The sequence below is a fragment of the Epilithonimonas sp. 33E genome (genome assembly GCF_059372615.1).
The window spans coordinates 161,361-176,040 of sequence record NZ_CM182009.1; the positions used below are offsets into that span (position 1 = coordinate 161,361).

At 36.0% G+C, this 14,680-nt stretch carries 13 protein-coding genes; 9 read left to right on the forward strand and 4 right to left on the reverse strand.

The features are described from left to right. Positions 1 to 530: 530 nt before the first annotated feature. The 6 genes from AC5P2S_RS00780 to AC5P2S_RS00805 all read left to right on the forward strand — a co-directional run bounded on the left by AC5P2S_RS00780 (position 531) and on the right by AC5P2S_RS00805 (position 4,834). Entirely contained in the window at positions 531 to 1,931 is a 1,401-nt protein-coding gene (locus AC5P2S_RS00780; RefSeq protein ID WP_494555882.1) for a nucleoside recognition domain-containing protein, read from the forward strand. Positions 1,932 to 2,039: 108 nt separating this feature from the next. Beyond that, positions 2,040 to 2,405, forward strand: a complete 366-nt coding sequence (locus AC5P2S_RS00785) for a four helix bundle protein (RefSeq protein ID WP_494555883.1) — start codon at positions 2,040 to 2,042, stop codon at positions 2,403 to 2,405. 33 nt (positions 2,406 to 2,438) lie between these two features. Then, a complete protein-coding gene (locus AC5P2S_RS00790) occupies positions 2,439 to 2,831 on the forward strand; it encodes a hypothetical protein (protein WP_494555884.1) in 393 nt (130 codons plus the stop codon). Positions 2,832 to 2,912: 81 nt separating this feature from the next. Beyond that, a complete protein-coding gene (locus AC5P2S_RS00795; protein ID WP_283415740.1) occupies positions 2,913 to 3,674 on the forward strand; it encodes an alpha/beta fold hydrolase in 762 nt (253 codons plus the stop codon). 94 nt (positions 3,675 to 3,768) lie between these two features. Further along, complete coding sequence (gene yihA / locus AC5P2S_RS00800) at positions 3,769 to 4,392, forward strand: ribosome biogenesis GTP-binding protein YihA/YsxC (protein WP_283415739.1); 624 nt, start codon at positions 3,769 to 3,771, stop codon at positions 4,390 to 4,392. Beyond that, positions 4,385 to 4,834 (forward strand): GNAT family N-acetyltransferase, encoded by a 450-nt coding sequence (locus AC5P2S_RS00805; protein ID WP_283415738.1) that lies wholly within the window; start codon positions 4,385 to 4,387, stop codon positions 4,832 to 4,834. Before yihA ends, AC5P2S_RS00805 begins: the two co-directional genes overlap by 8 nt. Before the next feature lie 147 nt (positions 4,835 to 4,981). Here AC5P2S_RS00805 and AC5P2S_RS00810 read toward each other — a convergent pair whose 3' ends face one another. Both AC5P2S_RS00810 and AC5P2S_RS00815 read right to left on the reverse strand, forming a co-directional pair. Next, positions 4,982 to 5,647, reverse strand: coding sequence for a response regulator (locus tag AC5P2S_RS00810; protein WP_494555885.1), 666 nt, complete (start codon positions 5,645 to 5,647; stop codon positions 4,982 to 4,984). Positions 5,648 to 5,670: 23 nt separating this feature from the next. Continuing rightward, on the reverse strand, positions 5,671 to 7,374 hold the full coding sequence (locus AC5P2S_RS00815; protein ID WP_494555886.1) for a sensor histidine kinase: 1,704 nt from the start codon (positions 7,372 to 7,374) through the stop codon (positions 5,671 to 5,673). Between the two features lie 107 nt (positions 7,375 to 7,481). Here AC5P2S_RS00815 and AC5P2S_RS00820 point away from each other — a divergent pair, with 107 nt between their 5' ends. The 3 genes from AC5P2S_RS00820 to AC5P2S_RS00830 all read left to right on the forward strand — a co-directional run bounded on the left by AC5P2S_RS00820 (position 7,482) and on the right by AC5P2S_RS00830 (position 10,773). After that, entirely contained in the window at positions 7,482 to 8,084 is a 603-nt protein-coding gene (locus AC5P2S_RS00820; RefSeq protein WP_494555887.1) for a SprT-like domain-containing protein, read from the forward strand. Then, the gene (locus AC5P2S_RS00825) at positions 8,074 to 9,153 is read left to right on the forward strand and encodes a mannose-1-phosphate guanylyltransferase (protein WP_494555888.1); all 1,080 of its coding nucleotides are present in this window, start codon (positions 8,074 to 8,076) and stop codon (positions 9,151 to 9,153) included. Before AC5P2S_RS00820 ends, AC5P2S_RS00825 begins: the two co-directional genes overlap by 11 nt. Positions 9,154 to 9,240: 87 nt before the next feature. Continuing rightward, positions 9,241 to 10,773, forward strand: a complete 1,533-nt coding sequence (locus tag AC5P2S_RS00830) for a YifB family Mg chelatase-like AAA ATPase (RefSeq protein WP_494555889.1) — start codon at positions 9,241 to 9,243, stop codon at positions 10,771 to 10,773. Here AC5P2S_RS00830 and rnhA read toward each other — a convergent pair. Next, entirely contained in the window at positions 10,770 to 11,252 is a 483-nt protein-coding gene (gene rnhA / locus AC5P2S_RS00835; protein ID WP_494555890.1) for a ribonuclease HI, read from the reverse strand. The two genes, AC5P2S_RS00830 and rnhA, sit on opposite strands and share 4 nt — an antisense overlap. 152 nt (positions 11,253 to 11,404) lie before the next feature. Further along, the gene (locus tag AC5P2S_RS00840; protein WP_494555891.1) at positions 11,405 to 14,668 is read right to left on the reverse strand and encodes a T9SS type A sorting domain-containing protein; all 3,264 of its coding nucleotides are present in this window, start codon (positions 14,666 to 14,668) and stop codon (positions 11,405 to 11,407) included. Between the last annotated feature and the right edge of the window lie 12 nt (positions 14,669 to 14,680).

Consider the following 14,680-nt stretch of genomic DNA (forward strand, 5'->3'; position numbering starts at 1 on the left):
ATGAAAGGTTTTCAAAATAAACACACTATTATTACTTCTTCATATATATTCGAAAAGTTAAATCGTAGCAACAAAACATTTTTTCTGACATAATAGTGTTTTAAAAAAAGCCTTTGCAAAACTAAAAATTCAATTCATACTAAACAAGTATAATTTGAATTAAATGATAAATGTCAGTTTTTTGTAATAATCGTTTGGGCGACTTAATCCGCCTGTAGTTTATCCTGAGCTTGTCGAAGGGCTCCCAAACCTAACGAAGTGGTTCGACGAAGTCAATCTTTTCACTCCACTGCGTTGCGTAAAAAGGATTTCCGCTCAAGTCGGGTCGCGACAATTCGACTTCAAATTTTAGCATAACATTTACCGTGAAGTTTGTCATTCCGTAGGAATCTAAATATAACATTCACGATTTTCATTGTTGAGATTCCTACGGAATGACAAAAGTGTGTTTATGGACTGCAAACAGTTTTAAAAACCAACTTCTAAAATCTCATATCTTTTCTTACATTTACTAAAAATTAATTTTCCGAATGGTTCTAAGCAGGATTTGGTCCGCCTTCATTATTATAGCAATTGCGGTTGCATCAATTAAGTATTTCAGTTCAGAGAATTACAGCCAGATTTTTAATGATATGGTTGTAGGAAAAGGTGGCGACACGATTCAGATTTCGCAAAAACCTTTAGCTCAGATTTCTCCGGAAATTCAGAAATCATTATTAACCAATCCTGATTTTGAAGACAGTCACATTCATTACAAGATGGATTCTCTTCAAAATGTCAAAACTTACAGAGTTGCCGAAACCGATGGCGTTATCGGAACCAGCGAAACAGCGGTCAATATATGTCTCAAACTGATTGGAATTATGGCTTTGTTTATGGGGTTTATGAGCATTGCTGAGAAAGCAGGCGGAATTAATTTCCTAAGCCGATTGATTCAGCCATTCTTCTCAAAATTATTTCCGGAGATTCCGAAAAATCATCCGTCTTTCGGGCATATGATGCTGAATTTCAGTGCCAATCTTCTCGGTCTTGATAATGCGGCTACACCTTTCGGACTCAAAGCAATGGAAAGTCTCCAAACTTTGAATCCCGATAAAGACAAAGCCAGCAACGCCCAAATTATGTTTCTCTGTCTTCACGCCAGCGGATTGACATTGATCCCGGTTTCCATTATTGCGATTCGTTCATCCATGGGTTCGGAAACACCGACTGATATTTTTCTGCCTTGTATGATTGCAACTTTTTGTGCAACAATGGCCGCAATGATAATTGTTTCTATCAGACAAAAAATCAATCTTTTCCAACCGATTGTTTTAGCTTATGTTGGCGGGATTTCTGCCATTATCGCATTACTGGTAATTTATCTGGTTCAACTGAATAAAGAAGAATTGGATTCTTTCAGCAAAGTGATGAGCAACGGAATTATCCTATTGATTTTCTTCGCGATTGTTCTTGGTGCAGTTTACAAAAAAATCAACATTTTCGATGCATTTATCGATGGTGCGAAAGAAGGTTTTACGGTCTGTGTGAAGATTATCCCATATTTGGTTGGAATGTTAATCGCGATTTCATTGCTAAGAACGAGTGGCGTTTTTGATGTGATTATTGACGGAATGAAATGGGTTGCCAGCGCATCACATCTCGATACAAGATTCGTTGACGGATTACCGACCGCTTTGATAAAACCATTATCCGGTTCCGGAGCGCGCGGCATGATGGTGGATACGATGAAAACTTTTGGAGCCGACAGTTTTCCGGGGAAATTATCCGCCATTTTGCAAGGAAGTTCTGATACAACGTTCTATGTCATCGCCGTTTATTTCGGGTCGGTTGGAATCAAAAATACAAGATATACAGTTGGTTCGATGCTTTTGGCAGATTTGGTTGGTGTGATTACTGCGATTGTTTTAGCGTATTTGTTTTTTGGGTAGTTGAGATGCAAGATGCAAGTTTCGGGTTGCAGGTTCTGAAATTCGCTGACTAGATGTTGGTCAGAAGGAATGATTTTTTTATTTTTAAATAAGAATAAAAAAAACCAAATGAGTTATCTTAAATTAGATATTTACACGATATCGTTCGAACTTTTCATCGCTGTACATCAGTTGACATTTAAACTTCCAAAACACGAACTTTATGAATTGGGAAGCCAGATAAGACGCTCTGCAGATTCTGTCAATTCGAATATTGTTGAAGGTTATGGAAGAAGAATTTATAAAGCGGACTATCTTAGGTTTCTGACAATGTCTCACGGAAGTTGTGATGAAACTACAAATCACCTTAGAAAAGTAATAAAGTTATACCCCGATATTGCGTCTGAATTTCAGGAAATTCTAAATAAATACTTGCTGCTGGGAGGAAAAATTTATAATTATGTAGAATATGTCAAGAATAATTGGCGTACCTAAAAACCTGCAACACGCACCTTGCACCTAAAAACTATGATTCAAGATAAAGATTTTACTTTAAGATTAATTCGACAATTAACACAAGCCTTAGAAAAACTGCTTCTCGGAAAACCGGAAGAAAGCCTGATGCAAAAAGAGCTAGACTTCGATTCCCTGATGAAAGATATTTTTAAAATTAATTTCAAAGAATTAGCTTCGAAATCAAAAGAAGATGTCATCGAGATTGTAAAAGAAAGAGAATCCAAAGACCACGCAGATTATTATGAGATGCTGGGCAATATTTTTATGTTTCACTATCGACTAGAAGGAACAAAAGATTTTGCAGACAAAGCCAAAACATTCTATGAATTATATCTGCAAACCAGCGGGATTTTCGCTTTGCCAATTATCAATAGAATCAACGAGTTGAATTCAATATTAAAATAAATTAATTTTGACCATTTTAGTAGGATTAAATAAAAAAATTATTCTTTTATTTGTATTTTTGCGCGTTATCGAGTAAGCATTATGATTTTTAAAACTAAAAAAGACACAAAATATACCTATGTAGAAGCAGGCGAGGGTCATCCAATGGTGCTTTTGCACGGGTTGATGGGGGGCTTGAGCAACTTCGATAAAATGATTAATTTTTTTTCGGACAAAGGTTATCAGGTCTTTGTTCCGCAATTGCCTATTTATGATTTGCCAATTCTGAATACCAATTTAACATCAATTTCAAAGTTTGTAGCTAAATTCATTAAGGATGTTATCGGGAAACCTGTGACAATTGTCGGGAATTCTATGGGTGGTCATATAGGGCTGATTCTAACAACAACTCGCCCGGAACTAGTGAGAAACCTTGTTTTGACAGGGAGTTCTGGTTTGTATGAAAGGACTTTTGGAGACAGCTTTCCAAGAAAAAGTGACAAAGATTATATCAAAAAGAAAACCCAGGATGTTTTTTATGATCCGATTGTTGCAACTGACGAATTGGTAGATGAGGTTTTTGCAGTTGTAAATGACAGAATGAAAGGCATCAAAACCGTAATGTTGGCGAGAAGCGCCATCAAACATAATATGCTGAATGATCTTCCGAAGATCACTTGTCCAACCTGCATCATCTGGGGAAAACAGGATAATGTAACGCCGCCGGAAGTAGCCGAAGATATGCACAAGTTCATCCCGAATTCTGAGCTGCACTGGATCGACAAATGCGGACACGCAGCAATGATGGAAAAGCCGGATGAGTTCAATGAGATTCTATATGCATGGCTGCAAAAAGTGATGTAGTCAAAAATCAATAAAAACTTTTCAGACCATTAAGAATTTGAATTTTTTAATTTTAAATAAATTTGATTCTTAATGGTTTTTAAATTATAAAAATATGCAGATCAAAACCGCAGAATTTGTAAAAAGCAGCCAAAAATGGCAGGAATGCCCGGAACCAAAAATCCCGGAATACGCATTTATCGGACGTTCCAATGTTGGAAAGTCTTCTCTTATCAATGCGATGATGAATCACAAAGATCTTGCTAAAACTTCGCAGACGCCGGGAAAAACACAGCTCATCAATCATTTTTTAGTGAATGAAAGCTGGTACCTTACGGATTTGCCGGGTTATGGTTACGCCAAAGTTTCCAAAAGTCTGAGGAAGGATTTTGAAAAATTGATTACAAATTATATCCTGAACAGAAAAAACCTGGTTAATCTTTTTGTTTTGGTAGATATCCGTCATAATCCACAGAAAATAGATCTGGAATTCATGCAATGGTGCGGAGAAAGTGGTGTTCCATTTTCCATTGTTTTTACAAAAGCGGATAAACTGAAACCTGGTGCTGCTGAAAAGAATGTAGAGGTTTATAAAAATGAATTGCTGCAGTCCTGGGAAGAACTACCGGATTTGTATATCACTTCTGCAGAAAAAAAGGAAGGCGGCGATCTGATCCTGAATTATATCCAGAAAACCAATGACTTTTTGGAAAAAAACAAAGTGAAATTTGATGAATGATATTGTTTGGAAAATCAAGACTTTTCCGGAGTTTACAGTTGATGAGCTTTATGCGGTGATCAAAGCCAGAGTTGATGTATTTGTTGTTGAGCAAGATTGCCCATATCCCGATTTGGATGGGTATGATCAAAAAGCGATTCATCTTTGGGCAGAAAAAGGAGGTGAAGTTTTAGCTTATTGCAGAATCTTCGACAAAGGAATCAAATATCAGGAAACATCAATTGGAAGAGTCATAACAACGGAGAAAGGAAGAGGAACAGGCTTGGGAAAGCAATTGATACAGTATGCTGTAGAAATTATTGAGAACCGTTTGGGAACATCGGAAATCAGGATCTCTGCGCAGGATTATTTGCTAAGATTTTATTCAGGCTTTGGATTTTTGGATACAGGGAAAAAATATTTGGAAGATAATATTCCTCATACTGAGATGTTTAGAAAATAAAAATAGCCCGGAGATATACTCAGGGCTATTTCTGAAAAATGAATGTATTCTTGATTTGTGTTCTTACGGTTATTAATCCTCGGCAAAAGTAGATACATAAAATCACATTTATTTACGGGAAAACCGTAAAATTCAAAAAATATTATTCTAAATTATTCCAATATTTTTACCGAAAGCAATGAGTTCTTCAGTATTTGCTGCCGCTAAAGATAATTTCATCATATTAATTCTTTTTTCTACGCTGCTTAAGCTGTTGGGATAAATATTCTGTTCCTGTAGCTTTTTAGGTATGTTTTTTTGTAAAATACCATCCGATAATAATTTAAGCAGGGTTATGTCAAAGTTGCTAAACTCTAGAGTGTTAGCGCTTTTTATTGGAAACTTCATATTGTGTGATATATAAGAATTTCCATTGTAAACGGTTTCGATTGCTTTTTTCAATTCACTAGAATCAGAACGTGCTTTTTTTACATAAGCATTAATATTAAGTTCTTTGAATAACAAATCGATTACGCCAACCCTGTGTTCGCCCGAGAAAACAATGATATTAAGTTCCGGACAAATATCACGGCAACATTTTATAAGTTCGCGTCCGTTTTTTATCAACTGTGTTCTATGGTCTTCTTCGAAAGATAAGTCGGTAATTAACAAATCGTAAGGTAATTCATTTTCAAGAGCTTTTTTTATATAAGCCAAAGCATCATCACAATAATAGACATAATCAACATTTGGGATTTTTAATTCTTCCAAAACCTTTTGAACAGAAAAATTACTGCTTTCGTGATCTTCTGCGATCAATATTTTACTGAACATATTTGAGATGTTATTACGATTAATTACTTTTTATTTGGCTCCTGAAGTGGAATATTTCTCCATCCAATAGATACTTTCAGCCCAGTATTGCTGTCTTCAATTTTCATTTTTGCACCAATTTCTCCCAATCGGGTCTTCATATTTCTAAAACCATTTTTTTCTACAACATCTTCAGATAATCCGATACCATTATCAGAATAAAAAACCTGGTATGTATCATTTTCTTTACTGAATTTCAGGACAACCTGAGTCGCACGGCTGTGCTTCTTCATATTCACCAGCAGTTCCCTGATAATCTGGAACAATTCTTCTCGGAAAGTTGGAACCAGATTTTTCCAAAAATCATAATCATTGCCAACGATAATGATTCTGGTGTCATCATTGTCAAAAGAACTGACCAAGGCTAATATCTTCTCGTTAAATTCTTGCCTGGATTGATTGTCATAGGACAAATCTCTCGACTTTTCATACATCATCTCCAGCTTATCCAGGACTTTTTCTTTAGGCAAATCTTTTTGATTTTCGATGATTGCCATCACCTCATAGATTCCGTTGGCAACAACATCGTGTACTCTTTTTGAAAAATCAAGCCGCTGTTCCTGGAGTTTGTTATTGGCTTCCAGTATCAATCTTTCCCGTCTCTTCTTGATCCAGATATAAGTAATGATGACAATAACAATAAAAACAAAAATCAACAGCCAGATCACCAAATTCTGAACCCTGACTTTATATTCATGTTTAGTATGTTCTTTTTGCAGGATCAGATTTTCTGTTTTAGCCTTTTCACTTTCATAGCGGATCAGAGCAAATTGATTTTTTGCTTTATTTTGACTGTTTATCAAACTATCCTGGGTTTTGGAGTAGGCATCAAAATATTGCTGAGCTTCTGTTCCATCAGACAATTTAATTAGGTTTTGCAAAGCTTCCAGTTCATCAACAGGATATTTTAGTTTCTTTGCCAGAATCAACATTTTCTTTGCATAGAATTTTGAAGAGTCCGGTTTTTTATTAAGATAATAAGCGGATAAATAAGCATAAGCTGCATCTTTTGTCCAGTCATCATCAATGTTTTGACTTAATTTTTCTGCGGTAATATAATTCTTGACGGGGTTATAATTATGATTTCCAAACCATTTCGATCTGGAGTAGTTAAGAAGAAGTTTTGGGTAATATTCGCTTTTTGGACCAACGCTGTCAATCAATTTATCATATATAGCAACAGCATGCTCATATTTTTTCTGATTATGAAAAAGGATGGCAATGTTATTTTGCAGCATCATTTTATCAATCGGATCTTTGGCAAAAGGTTTTGCTTTTTTGTAGAATTGTTCAGCATCATTATAGTTTTTCAAATTGCTGGAAGAGATTCCCAGGTTGTTGTAATTTGAAAAAATAAAACCATGATGAGCGGTGTCTTTTTCTTTAAAGAATTGAGCCGCAATAAGACTCGTTTCGATACATCCGAAATTATCGCCAACGTTTTCCTGGATAAAAGCCATATTGACATAGCTCTTCCCGATACCGAAACTATCGTTTCTTTTCAGAAAAAGATCTTTTCCCTTATTCAGATAAAAGAAAGCGCTGTCCATCCTGTCATTATCCATCAGGACAAAAGCCTTCTCATAGAAAGGGTTAGAAAGTACTTTGGAAGTTGTTTTTTGTTTATTTTCTTTCTCGGAGCAAGCGAGCAAAAGCAACAACAGAAAACCAAAAATCGATTTTTGCAAATTTTACATTTTACCCGAAATTTACTAAAATTCGAAGATTATTGAAATAGATTATGATCAATAATCAATCATATTGCCTATTTTTGCTATTCATTTGATTTGTAACAATGTCGATCAGTGTTCTTGAACAATATCTCCCGGAAAATACACTTCCTTTTCTCAAAAAATGGTTTGCGAATTACTATATACACATAAAGATTACGAAAAACAGAAATAGCAAACTTGGAGATTACCGAAAACTTCCGGACAAATCCCATCAGATCACAGTCAATTCAACATTAGATAAACAGCTGTTCTTTTTTGTATTGACCCATGAGCTGGCTCATCTTATTGCGTTTGAGAAATTTAATAACAGAATCAGTGCTCACGGTAAGGAATGGAAAGACACGTTTAGGGAAATGTTACTGGAAAGTATTGACATCTACACAGACGATTTGAAACCAATTATCAGGAGATTTTCAAGTAATCCGAAAGCGAACTTTATGGCAAGCCCGGAACTGGTGAGATATTTTCATATTGAAAATCCGGAAGATCAGTTTGTTTTTGTTGAAGATTTGTCAGTTAAAGATAATTTTCATTATAAAGGAGATCAATATGAAATCCTTGAAAAAAAGAAAAAGTTATATCTTTGCATTAATTTGAACAACTCGAAAAAATACCTTTTCCGTTCATTGGCGAAGGTTGAAAAACTAACATTAGATGAAGAATAATAATTATTGCGTCATAATGGCTGGAGGAATCGGAAGCCGTTTTTGGCCGATGAGCACCCAAAAATTTCCAAAGCAATTTCACGATATACTAGGAACGGGAAGAACAATGATTCAGCAGACATTTGACAGAATCAGTCAAATTATTCCTACAGAAAACATTTATGTTATTACCAATCAGGAATATGTAGAATTAACACAACAACAACTGCCTGATATCCCTGCTAATAATATTGTTGGAGAGCCGGCTATGAAGAACACTTCGGCTTGTAATCTTTATATGGCAAAGAAAATAGAAGATGTCAATCCTGATGCCAATATTATTGTAATGCCTGCCGATCATTTGATTCTGAAAGAAAAGACATTTTTGGATAAAGTGGAATTAGCCTTTGATCTGGCTTCTAAAAATAATTATCTGATTACATTGGGAATTACCCCTACAAGACCAGACACGGGTTATGGATATATACAATTCATTCAGGAGAAAAATGAAAACTTTTCCAAAGTAAAAACATTTACGGAAAAGCCGGATCTGGAGATTGCCAAAAACTTTATAGAATCCGGAGACTTTCTTTGGAACGCAGGAATCTTTATCTGGAGTGCAAAAAGTATTTTGGCTGCTTTTAAAAAGTATTTGCCAGAGATGACCAATCAGTTTAATACTTGTGAATATAATTGTGAGGCGGAGAAAGAATGTATAGATCTGATCTATCCAACTATAAGTAAAATCTCCATTGATAATGGTATTTTGGAGAAAGCTAATAATGTTTATGTCATTCCTGCCAATCTTGGCTGGAGTGATCTCGGGACTTGGACGTCTGTTTATACCAATGCAGATAAAAATGATGATAATAATGCCATAAGCTCTAAAAATGTGTTGACATACAACTCAAAAGGGAATGTCATTAGAATCAAAAACCAGAATAAGGCTGCGGTTATAGATGGCCTGAAGAATTACATTATTGTTGATACGGAAAAGGCTCTTTTGATTTGTCCTAGAGATAATGATCAGTTAATAAAAGATTATGTTCTTGATCTTAAAAACCTCAAAAAGGGAGAAAGATTTATGTAACGGATAATAAACTTTAAAATAAAATTAACTCTTTGGTTTTCCCGGAGAGTTTTTTATTTTTAAGGCTCAATAAAAACACAAATACAAATGCTTGTTAAAGTCTCAGGAGCTGCCATTCATGGCGTTTCAGCACAAATTATTACCATTGAAGTTAATGTAGATCAAGGCGTTGGGTATCATCTGGTTGGCCTGCCGGATAATGCCATTAAGGAAAGCAGCTATAGGATATCTGCAGCACTTAAGAATTCCGGATTCAAAATTCCGGGTAAGAAAATTACAATCAATATGGCTCCAGCGGATCTGAGGAAAGAAGGTTCTGCTTATGATATGAGTATTGCTTTGGGGATTTTGGCAGCGTCAGATTTGATCAAAGCGGAAAGCTTAGGAAATTATATTATCATGGGGGAATTGTCTCTCGATGGTGGACTACAGCCAATAAAAGGCGTTTTACCTATTGCGATCAAGGCGCGAGAAGTCGGTTTTAAAGGGATAATTCTGCCAAAACAAAATGCAAGAGAAGCGGCTATTGTTAACAATCTTGAAGTTTATGGTGTAGAAAACATCAAACAGGTTATTGATTTCTTTAATGAAGATTTGCCGTTAGAAAAGTTTGAGATCGATACCAGAAAAGAGTTCCAGGATAAGATAGACCATTTTCCATTCGATTTTGATGAAGTGAAAGGTCAGGAAGCGGCCAAGCGGGCAATGGAAGTGGCAGCTGCGGGTGGACATAATATTATTCTCATCGGTTCTCCCGGCAGTGGAAAGACAATGATCGCCAAACGTCTCCCGAGTATTCTTCCGCCTTTAAGCCTTAAAGAGGCTTTGGAAACAACAAAAATACATTCGGTTGCCGGGAAAATGGGAGCAGAAACATCCTTGATGACCATCAGGCCTTTTAGATCACCACACCACACAATTTCGGATGTAGCTTTGGTAGGTGGCGGTAGCTATCCTCAACCTGGTGAAATTTCTTTAGCTCATAATGGCGTTTTGTTTTTAGATGAAATGCCAGAATTCAAAAGAACAGTATTAGAAGTGATGAGACAACCACTGGAAGATCGTGTTGTAACAATTTCCAGAGCAAAGTTTACCATCGAATATCCTGCAAGTTTTATGCTGGTTGCAAGTATGAATCCAAGTCCTAGTGGCTATTTTCCAGATGATCCCAATAATACATCTTCTGCCTTTGAGATGCAGAGATATATGAACAAGTTGTCAGGGCCGCTTTTGGATAGAATTGATATTCATATCGAAGTTTCAAAAGTAGAATATGAACAGTTGGCCGAAAAACGAAAAGGAGAAAGCAGCGTCAAGATCCGTGAAAGAGTAGTGAATGCGAGGAATATACAAACCAAAAGATACGACAGTCTTGACATCAGTTACAATGCTCAAATGGGACCAAAGGAAATTGAAAAATATTGTGAGCTGGACGAATATTCGCAATTATTGATCAAAGTGGCAATGCTTAAACTTAATCTCTCCGCAAGAGCCTACGACAGGATTCTAAAAGTGGCAAGAACAATTGCAGATCTTGAAAATTCTGAGAATATTCAAGGTGATCATATTTCTGAAGCGATACAGTACAGAAGCTTGGATCGGGATTTTTGGAATGCTTAGAACAATCCGCCTTCATTCTGATTCTCAAAAAAAGTATCGATTTCTAACTTTGCAGACTTTGCTGCGGCTACAGCCAGTTGATCACACAACTCGTTTTCAGGATGACCGGCGTGACCTTTGATCCAATAGAATTTAGGTTGATGAAGTTGATATAATTGATAAAATTCTTTCCAGAGATCAGGGTTTTTCACATTTTTCCAGCTGCGTTTGATCCACCCTAAAATCCATTTCTGATTAATCGCATCTGCAACATATTTGCTGTCAGTGAAAATGTGAACATCATTGTCATTCGTTTTCAATTGTTTGAGAGCGACAATAACAGCCATTAATTCCATGCGGTTATTGGTGGTTTTACGGAAGCCTTTGGAGAAGGTCTTCTGGTATTTTTTTCCGGGCACACGCATCAGGATCCCATAACCGCCTGGTCCTGGATTTCCGCTACAAGCACCGTCAGTAAAGATTTCGATTTTTAGAGACAAAGTTATTGAATTTATTATTACGCAATTTAAACAGTAAATACGATATGAAGCAATTTAAGTTATCTCTTATAAGCTTGTAATAAAGTTGAGCCTTATTGGTAATATATTCTACTAAAAAGCAGGAACCAAGTATTTGATCCCTGCTTTTTTTATTAATCCTGTTTGACAATGATTTGATGACTTTCTATTTTACTGTCATAAATTAATTTCAAGGTATAGACTCCTGGAAGAAGTCCCTTAACCGAAATGCTTCCAGTAATGTCTTTGAATTTTATGCTTCTTTGTTTTATACCAATAGCATTGTATAATTCTGCATTTACTTCAGAGGAAGAAAGTTTATTTGAGGTACTTAATGGGGAAATTTTTATAAAATCATTTGATGGATTTGGTGAAATAGTAAATAAATCTGCATTTTCCAAATCTCCTTTTATTGTATTAGGCTCATAGAAAAATAAATTTTGCCAAGGCCCCCATTCACAGCTGTTTTTTGTTCGCACTTTAATAATTACAGGTCTCCCTCCGAAGCTATTAAGGTAGACAACGGCTGTTTTACCAATTACCTTTGTTCCATTATTATAAACGTTGGTGTATTCCATACAGCTTGGATAACCATCAGAAACAAACGTAAAGTTCCCATCTACTTTCTCCCACTCAAAATCTGTGTTGTTGGAATCCGACCAACTTTTATCCATCCCGATTGCATCAAAGGTAATACAGTTTTTCTTTCCTGCGGTCATAACATAATTTCTAACTGTGCATGTTGTATCATAAGGATTACAAGTTCCCATATAGGACACTGGACCGCCCATATGTAGATTTTTTGTAACAGTCTGTCCGTTCTGAAATGTTGCTGTAATAATACCCTGTCCTTGATATAATGATTTGACATTTACAGTGTAATCAGTACTGCTTACAATCTGTAAATTTGGAGAAACGTTCCAAATGACTTTACTTGGCAACTTGCAGGGATCTGCAAAACTATAAGATGCAGTCTGATTAACACAGATTTTATCAGTACCCTGTAAGGCATCAGGGGCAATTGGAAACCAAGGAGCTTGTGGCTGACCATCCAGTTCTTTCATAAGCCAATTAACACTATCTTCCGTAAATGAAGTATGCTGAGTATTTTCTGAAGAGCCATAGTAGCTGTCAAATGGCGTCTCACCACTACAAACAAGATTTCTTTGCAGACTTTCTGCCCAGTTTCTGTCAGGGTTTTTAATACCTAATGAGGAAAAAGTAGGAATGAAAGAGTGATTGAATTGGAAATCTCTTAGTTCCCAATAAGAACTTCCGTAGTGATTAGCAAACCAATATCCAATATTATCAGTGGTATATTGCCAGAAACTTCCACGTACACCATCTACAACAGGCTTTCCTAAAATTGCATTAGCTATGTCATTTTGAGCAGGGTACCAACCTCCTGGTACAGTGTCCATATTACCTCTGGAATTAATGTTAGGCGCATAAGCATAGTGATAATCGAATGCTTTTTTAAAGTGAGCTATTTTTTGAAAATCTGTGTTATACGATGGCATGAAATAGCTTTCAAGACTCGCCATATGAATAGTAAAAGTCCATGTCATTCCAAAAATCAATGGAATTGTAACTTTTGTAAATGCTCTAATATTCAGAGCCAATTGATTGTTATTTCCTTGGGTTTTTCCGGTTAAAGAACCATTAGTCAAAGCAATTTTTCTTAGGTTTACAGGATAGCCATTTGAATTTGGCAGGCCATTCGTAAACATATTATTATAGTATTGCTGGTAAAAAGGGTTGCCTGAATTTGTAGAAAATCCCTGTGCAGTTATTCTACCGTTTAGGTTATTTGTATTTGCATTGTAATCATAATTATCACCAATAGTTATAGGATCTCTGTGAAATTCTATTAACTGTTGTCTCGCAGCAGGAGCTCCTAATAAATTGTCATACATCTCTCCTGCATCCAAACTGTTTCCTTCTACTTTCAATAGATGAATCAAAGCTTGGTCACCTAATGGTATGTTTGCACCTAGGTGAGGACTGTCTACACTAATCCAAAGGCGGGTGTTGTGATCAATTCCCTGTTTTTCAAGATTTGCTAAGGCATAACGGGAAATCTGCCCTCCCATGCTTGGTCCCACAATTGCAAGCTTTTCACTGCTTCCATTGAGCTTTAGTTGTGAGTTTAGATTTTTTATAAGCGTTGCCAGAGCAAGAGCATTTCTTTCAATGAAATCTGCACCACCATTTACCTCGCGGGAGTTTACAGAACCACAGGAAACTACATTGTAGGGCGCTACTGTACTTACACAATAGGTGGGCTGATTTACAATGGTTACATCATAACCTTTATCACGAAGTTCTTGTATTAGATCTCTATATTTTGTAACTCCATTTTCTTTATATGGATACATCATCATATCTTGGATAGAATGATCTCTGTCGGGGTTATAATTAACATAATCGCAGGCGAGTATCTTTCTTTTGTCCCCGGGATCGAAACCATCAACTATGATAACAGGCTTCAATAGCTTTTTCTGAGTATTGTTATTATTAGTATGATAAAAAATACGGTAATCAATTTTCCCTTTAAAAGCAAAAGGCTCATTATAGCCTTTAAATTCGGTGTCTGAAACAATAGAAAAATCGTCCGCCAAAGTATCTCCGTTGCAGAGAGATGTTGTTCCTTTTACGGCTTTGGTGGCACCGTCAACATATTTCAGAAAGAAACTACCATAGGTAGTGAGAACAGTATCATCCATAAATGTAAAATCAAATTTCAGGTTTTTGATTCCTGTGGAATTATAATTAACAGTAATACTTGTTGGTTTGAAGAGTCCATCCCCTGTAATCATTCTTGAAACTCCATCTCCAAAATCTACGTATAAAGATTTTATGGGCTTTGAACTATTACTGAAAATAAGATTGTTCTTAAACATAAAAGTTATGCTGCTGCCGGTAGTTTCCTTTTTTAATGGGGATGCCATAGTAAGATCTATTGGCAAGAATGGGGGCCGTCCAGGTATCTGTGCAAATTTTTTAGTGTTAGTATCATAAGTTAGTCCGCCGGCAGATGGATTATCCGGATTATAGTTCAATACATGGAATGTCGTGTTTATGATCCCGACTTCTATGATATTTGATTTGTATCTATTTGCATCTATGATTTGATGAATAGCGGTATTAGAAACAAACTTTGTTTGGTTACTTGCAAAATAAAGGTCATTTAATGTCTGTTCAAAGATTTTCGAATCCGCAGAGTTAAGTCCTGTTGTCATATTATAATCAAAAATAGGCGTGTACATTCCTGATCGTTCATAGATTATTCCACTGCTTACTGAAGATTGATCAACATTTGACAGCTGTTGATCCAGTTTTTGTGCGTATGTCTTTCCTAACCATAAAGACATACAGAGAATCATGATTTTTTTCATAATTTTGAAGTG

What these genes read in the sequence shown, in the direction of transcription:
- AC5P2S_RS00780 (WP_494555882.1), top strand. Translation starts at nt 531, where the DNA reads ATGGTTCTAAGCAGGATTTGGTCCGCCTTCATTATTATAGCAATTGCG.
- AC5P2S_RS00785 (WP_494555883.1), top strand. Translation starts at nt 2,040, where the DNA reads ATGAGTTATCTTAAATTAGATATTTACACGATATCGTTCGAACTTTTC.
- AC5P2S_RS00790 (WP_494555884.1), top strand. Translation starts at nt 2,439, where the DNA reads ATGATTCAAGATAAAGATTTTACTTTAAGATTAATTCGACAATTAACA.
- AC5P2S_RS00795 (WP_283415740.1), top strand. Translation starts at nt 2,913, where the DNA reads ATGATTTTTAAAACTAAAAAAGACACAAAATATACCTATGTAGAAGCA.
- yihA (WP_283415739.1), top strand. Translation starts at nt 3,769, where the DNA reads ATGCAGATCAAAACCGCAGAATTTGTAAAAAGCAGCCAAAAATGGCAG.
- AC5P2S_RS00805 (WP_283415738.1), top strand. Translation starts at nt 4,385, where the DNA reads ATGAATGATATTGTTTGGAAAATCAAGACTTTTCCGGAGTTTACAGTT.
- AC5P2S_RS00810 (WP_494555885.1), bottom strand. Translation starts at nt 5,647, where the DNA reads ATGTTCAGTAAAATATTGATCGCAGAAGATCACGAAAGCAGTAATTTT.
- AC5P2S_RS00820 (WP_494555887.1), top strand. Translation starts at nt 7,482, where the DNA reads ATGTCGATCAGTGTTCTTGAACAATATCTCCCGGAAAATACACTTCCT.
- AC5P2S_RS00825 (WP_494555888.1), top strand. Translation starts at nt 8,074, where the DNA reads ATGAAGAATAATAATTATTGCGTCATAATGGCTGGAGGAATCGGAAGC.
- AC5P2S_RS00830 (WP_494555889.1), top strand. Translation starts at nt 9,241, where the DNA reads ATGCTTGTTAAAGTCTCAGGAGCTGCCATTCATGGCGTTTCAGCACAA.
- AC5P2S_RS00840 (WP_494555891.1), bottom strand. Translation starts at nt 14,668, where the DNA reads ATGAAAAAAATCATGATTCTCTGTATGTCTTTATGGTTAGGAAAGACA.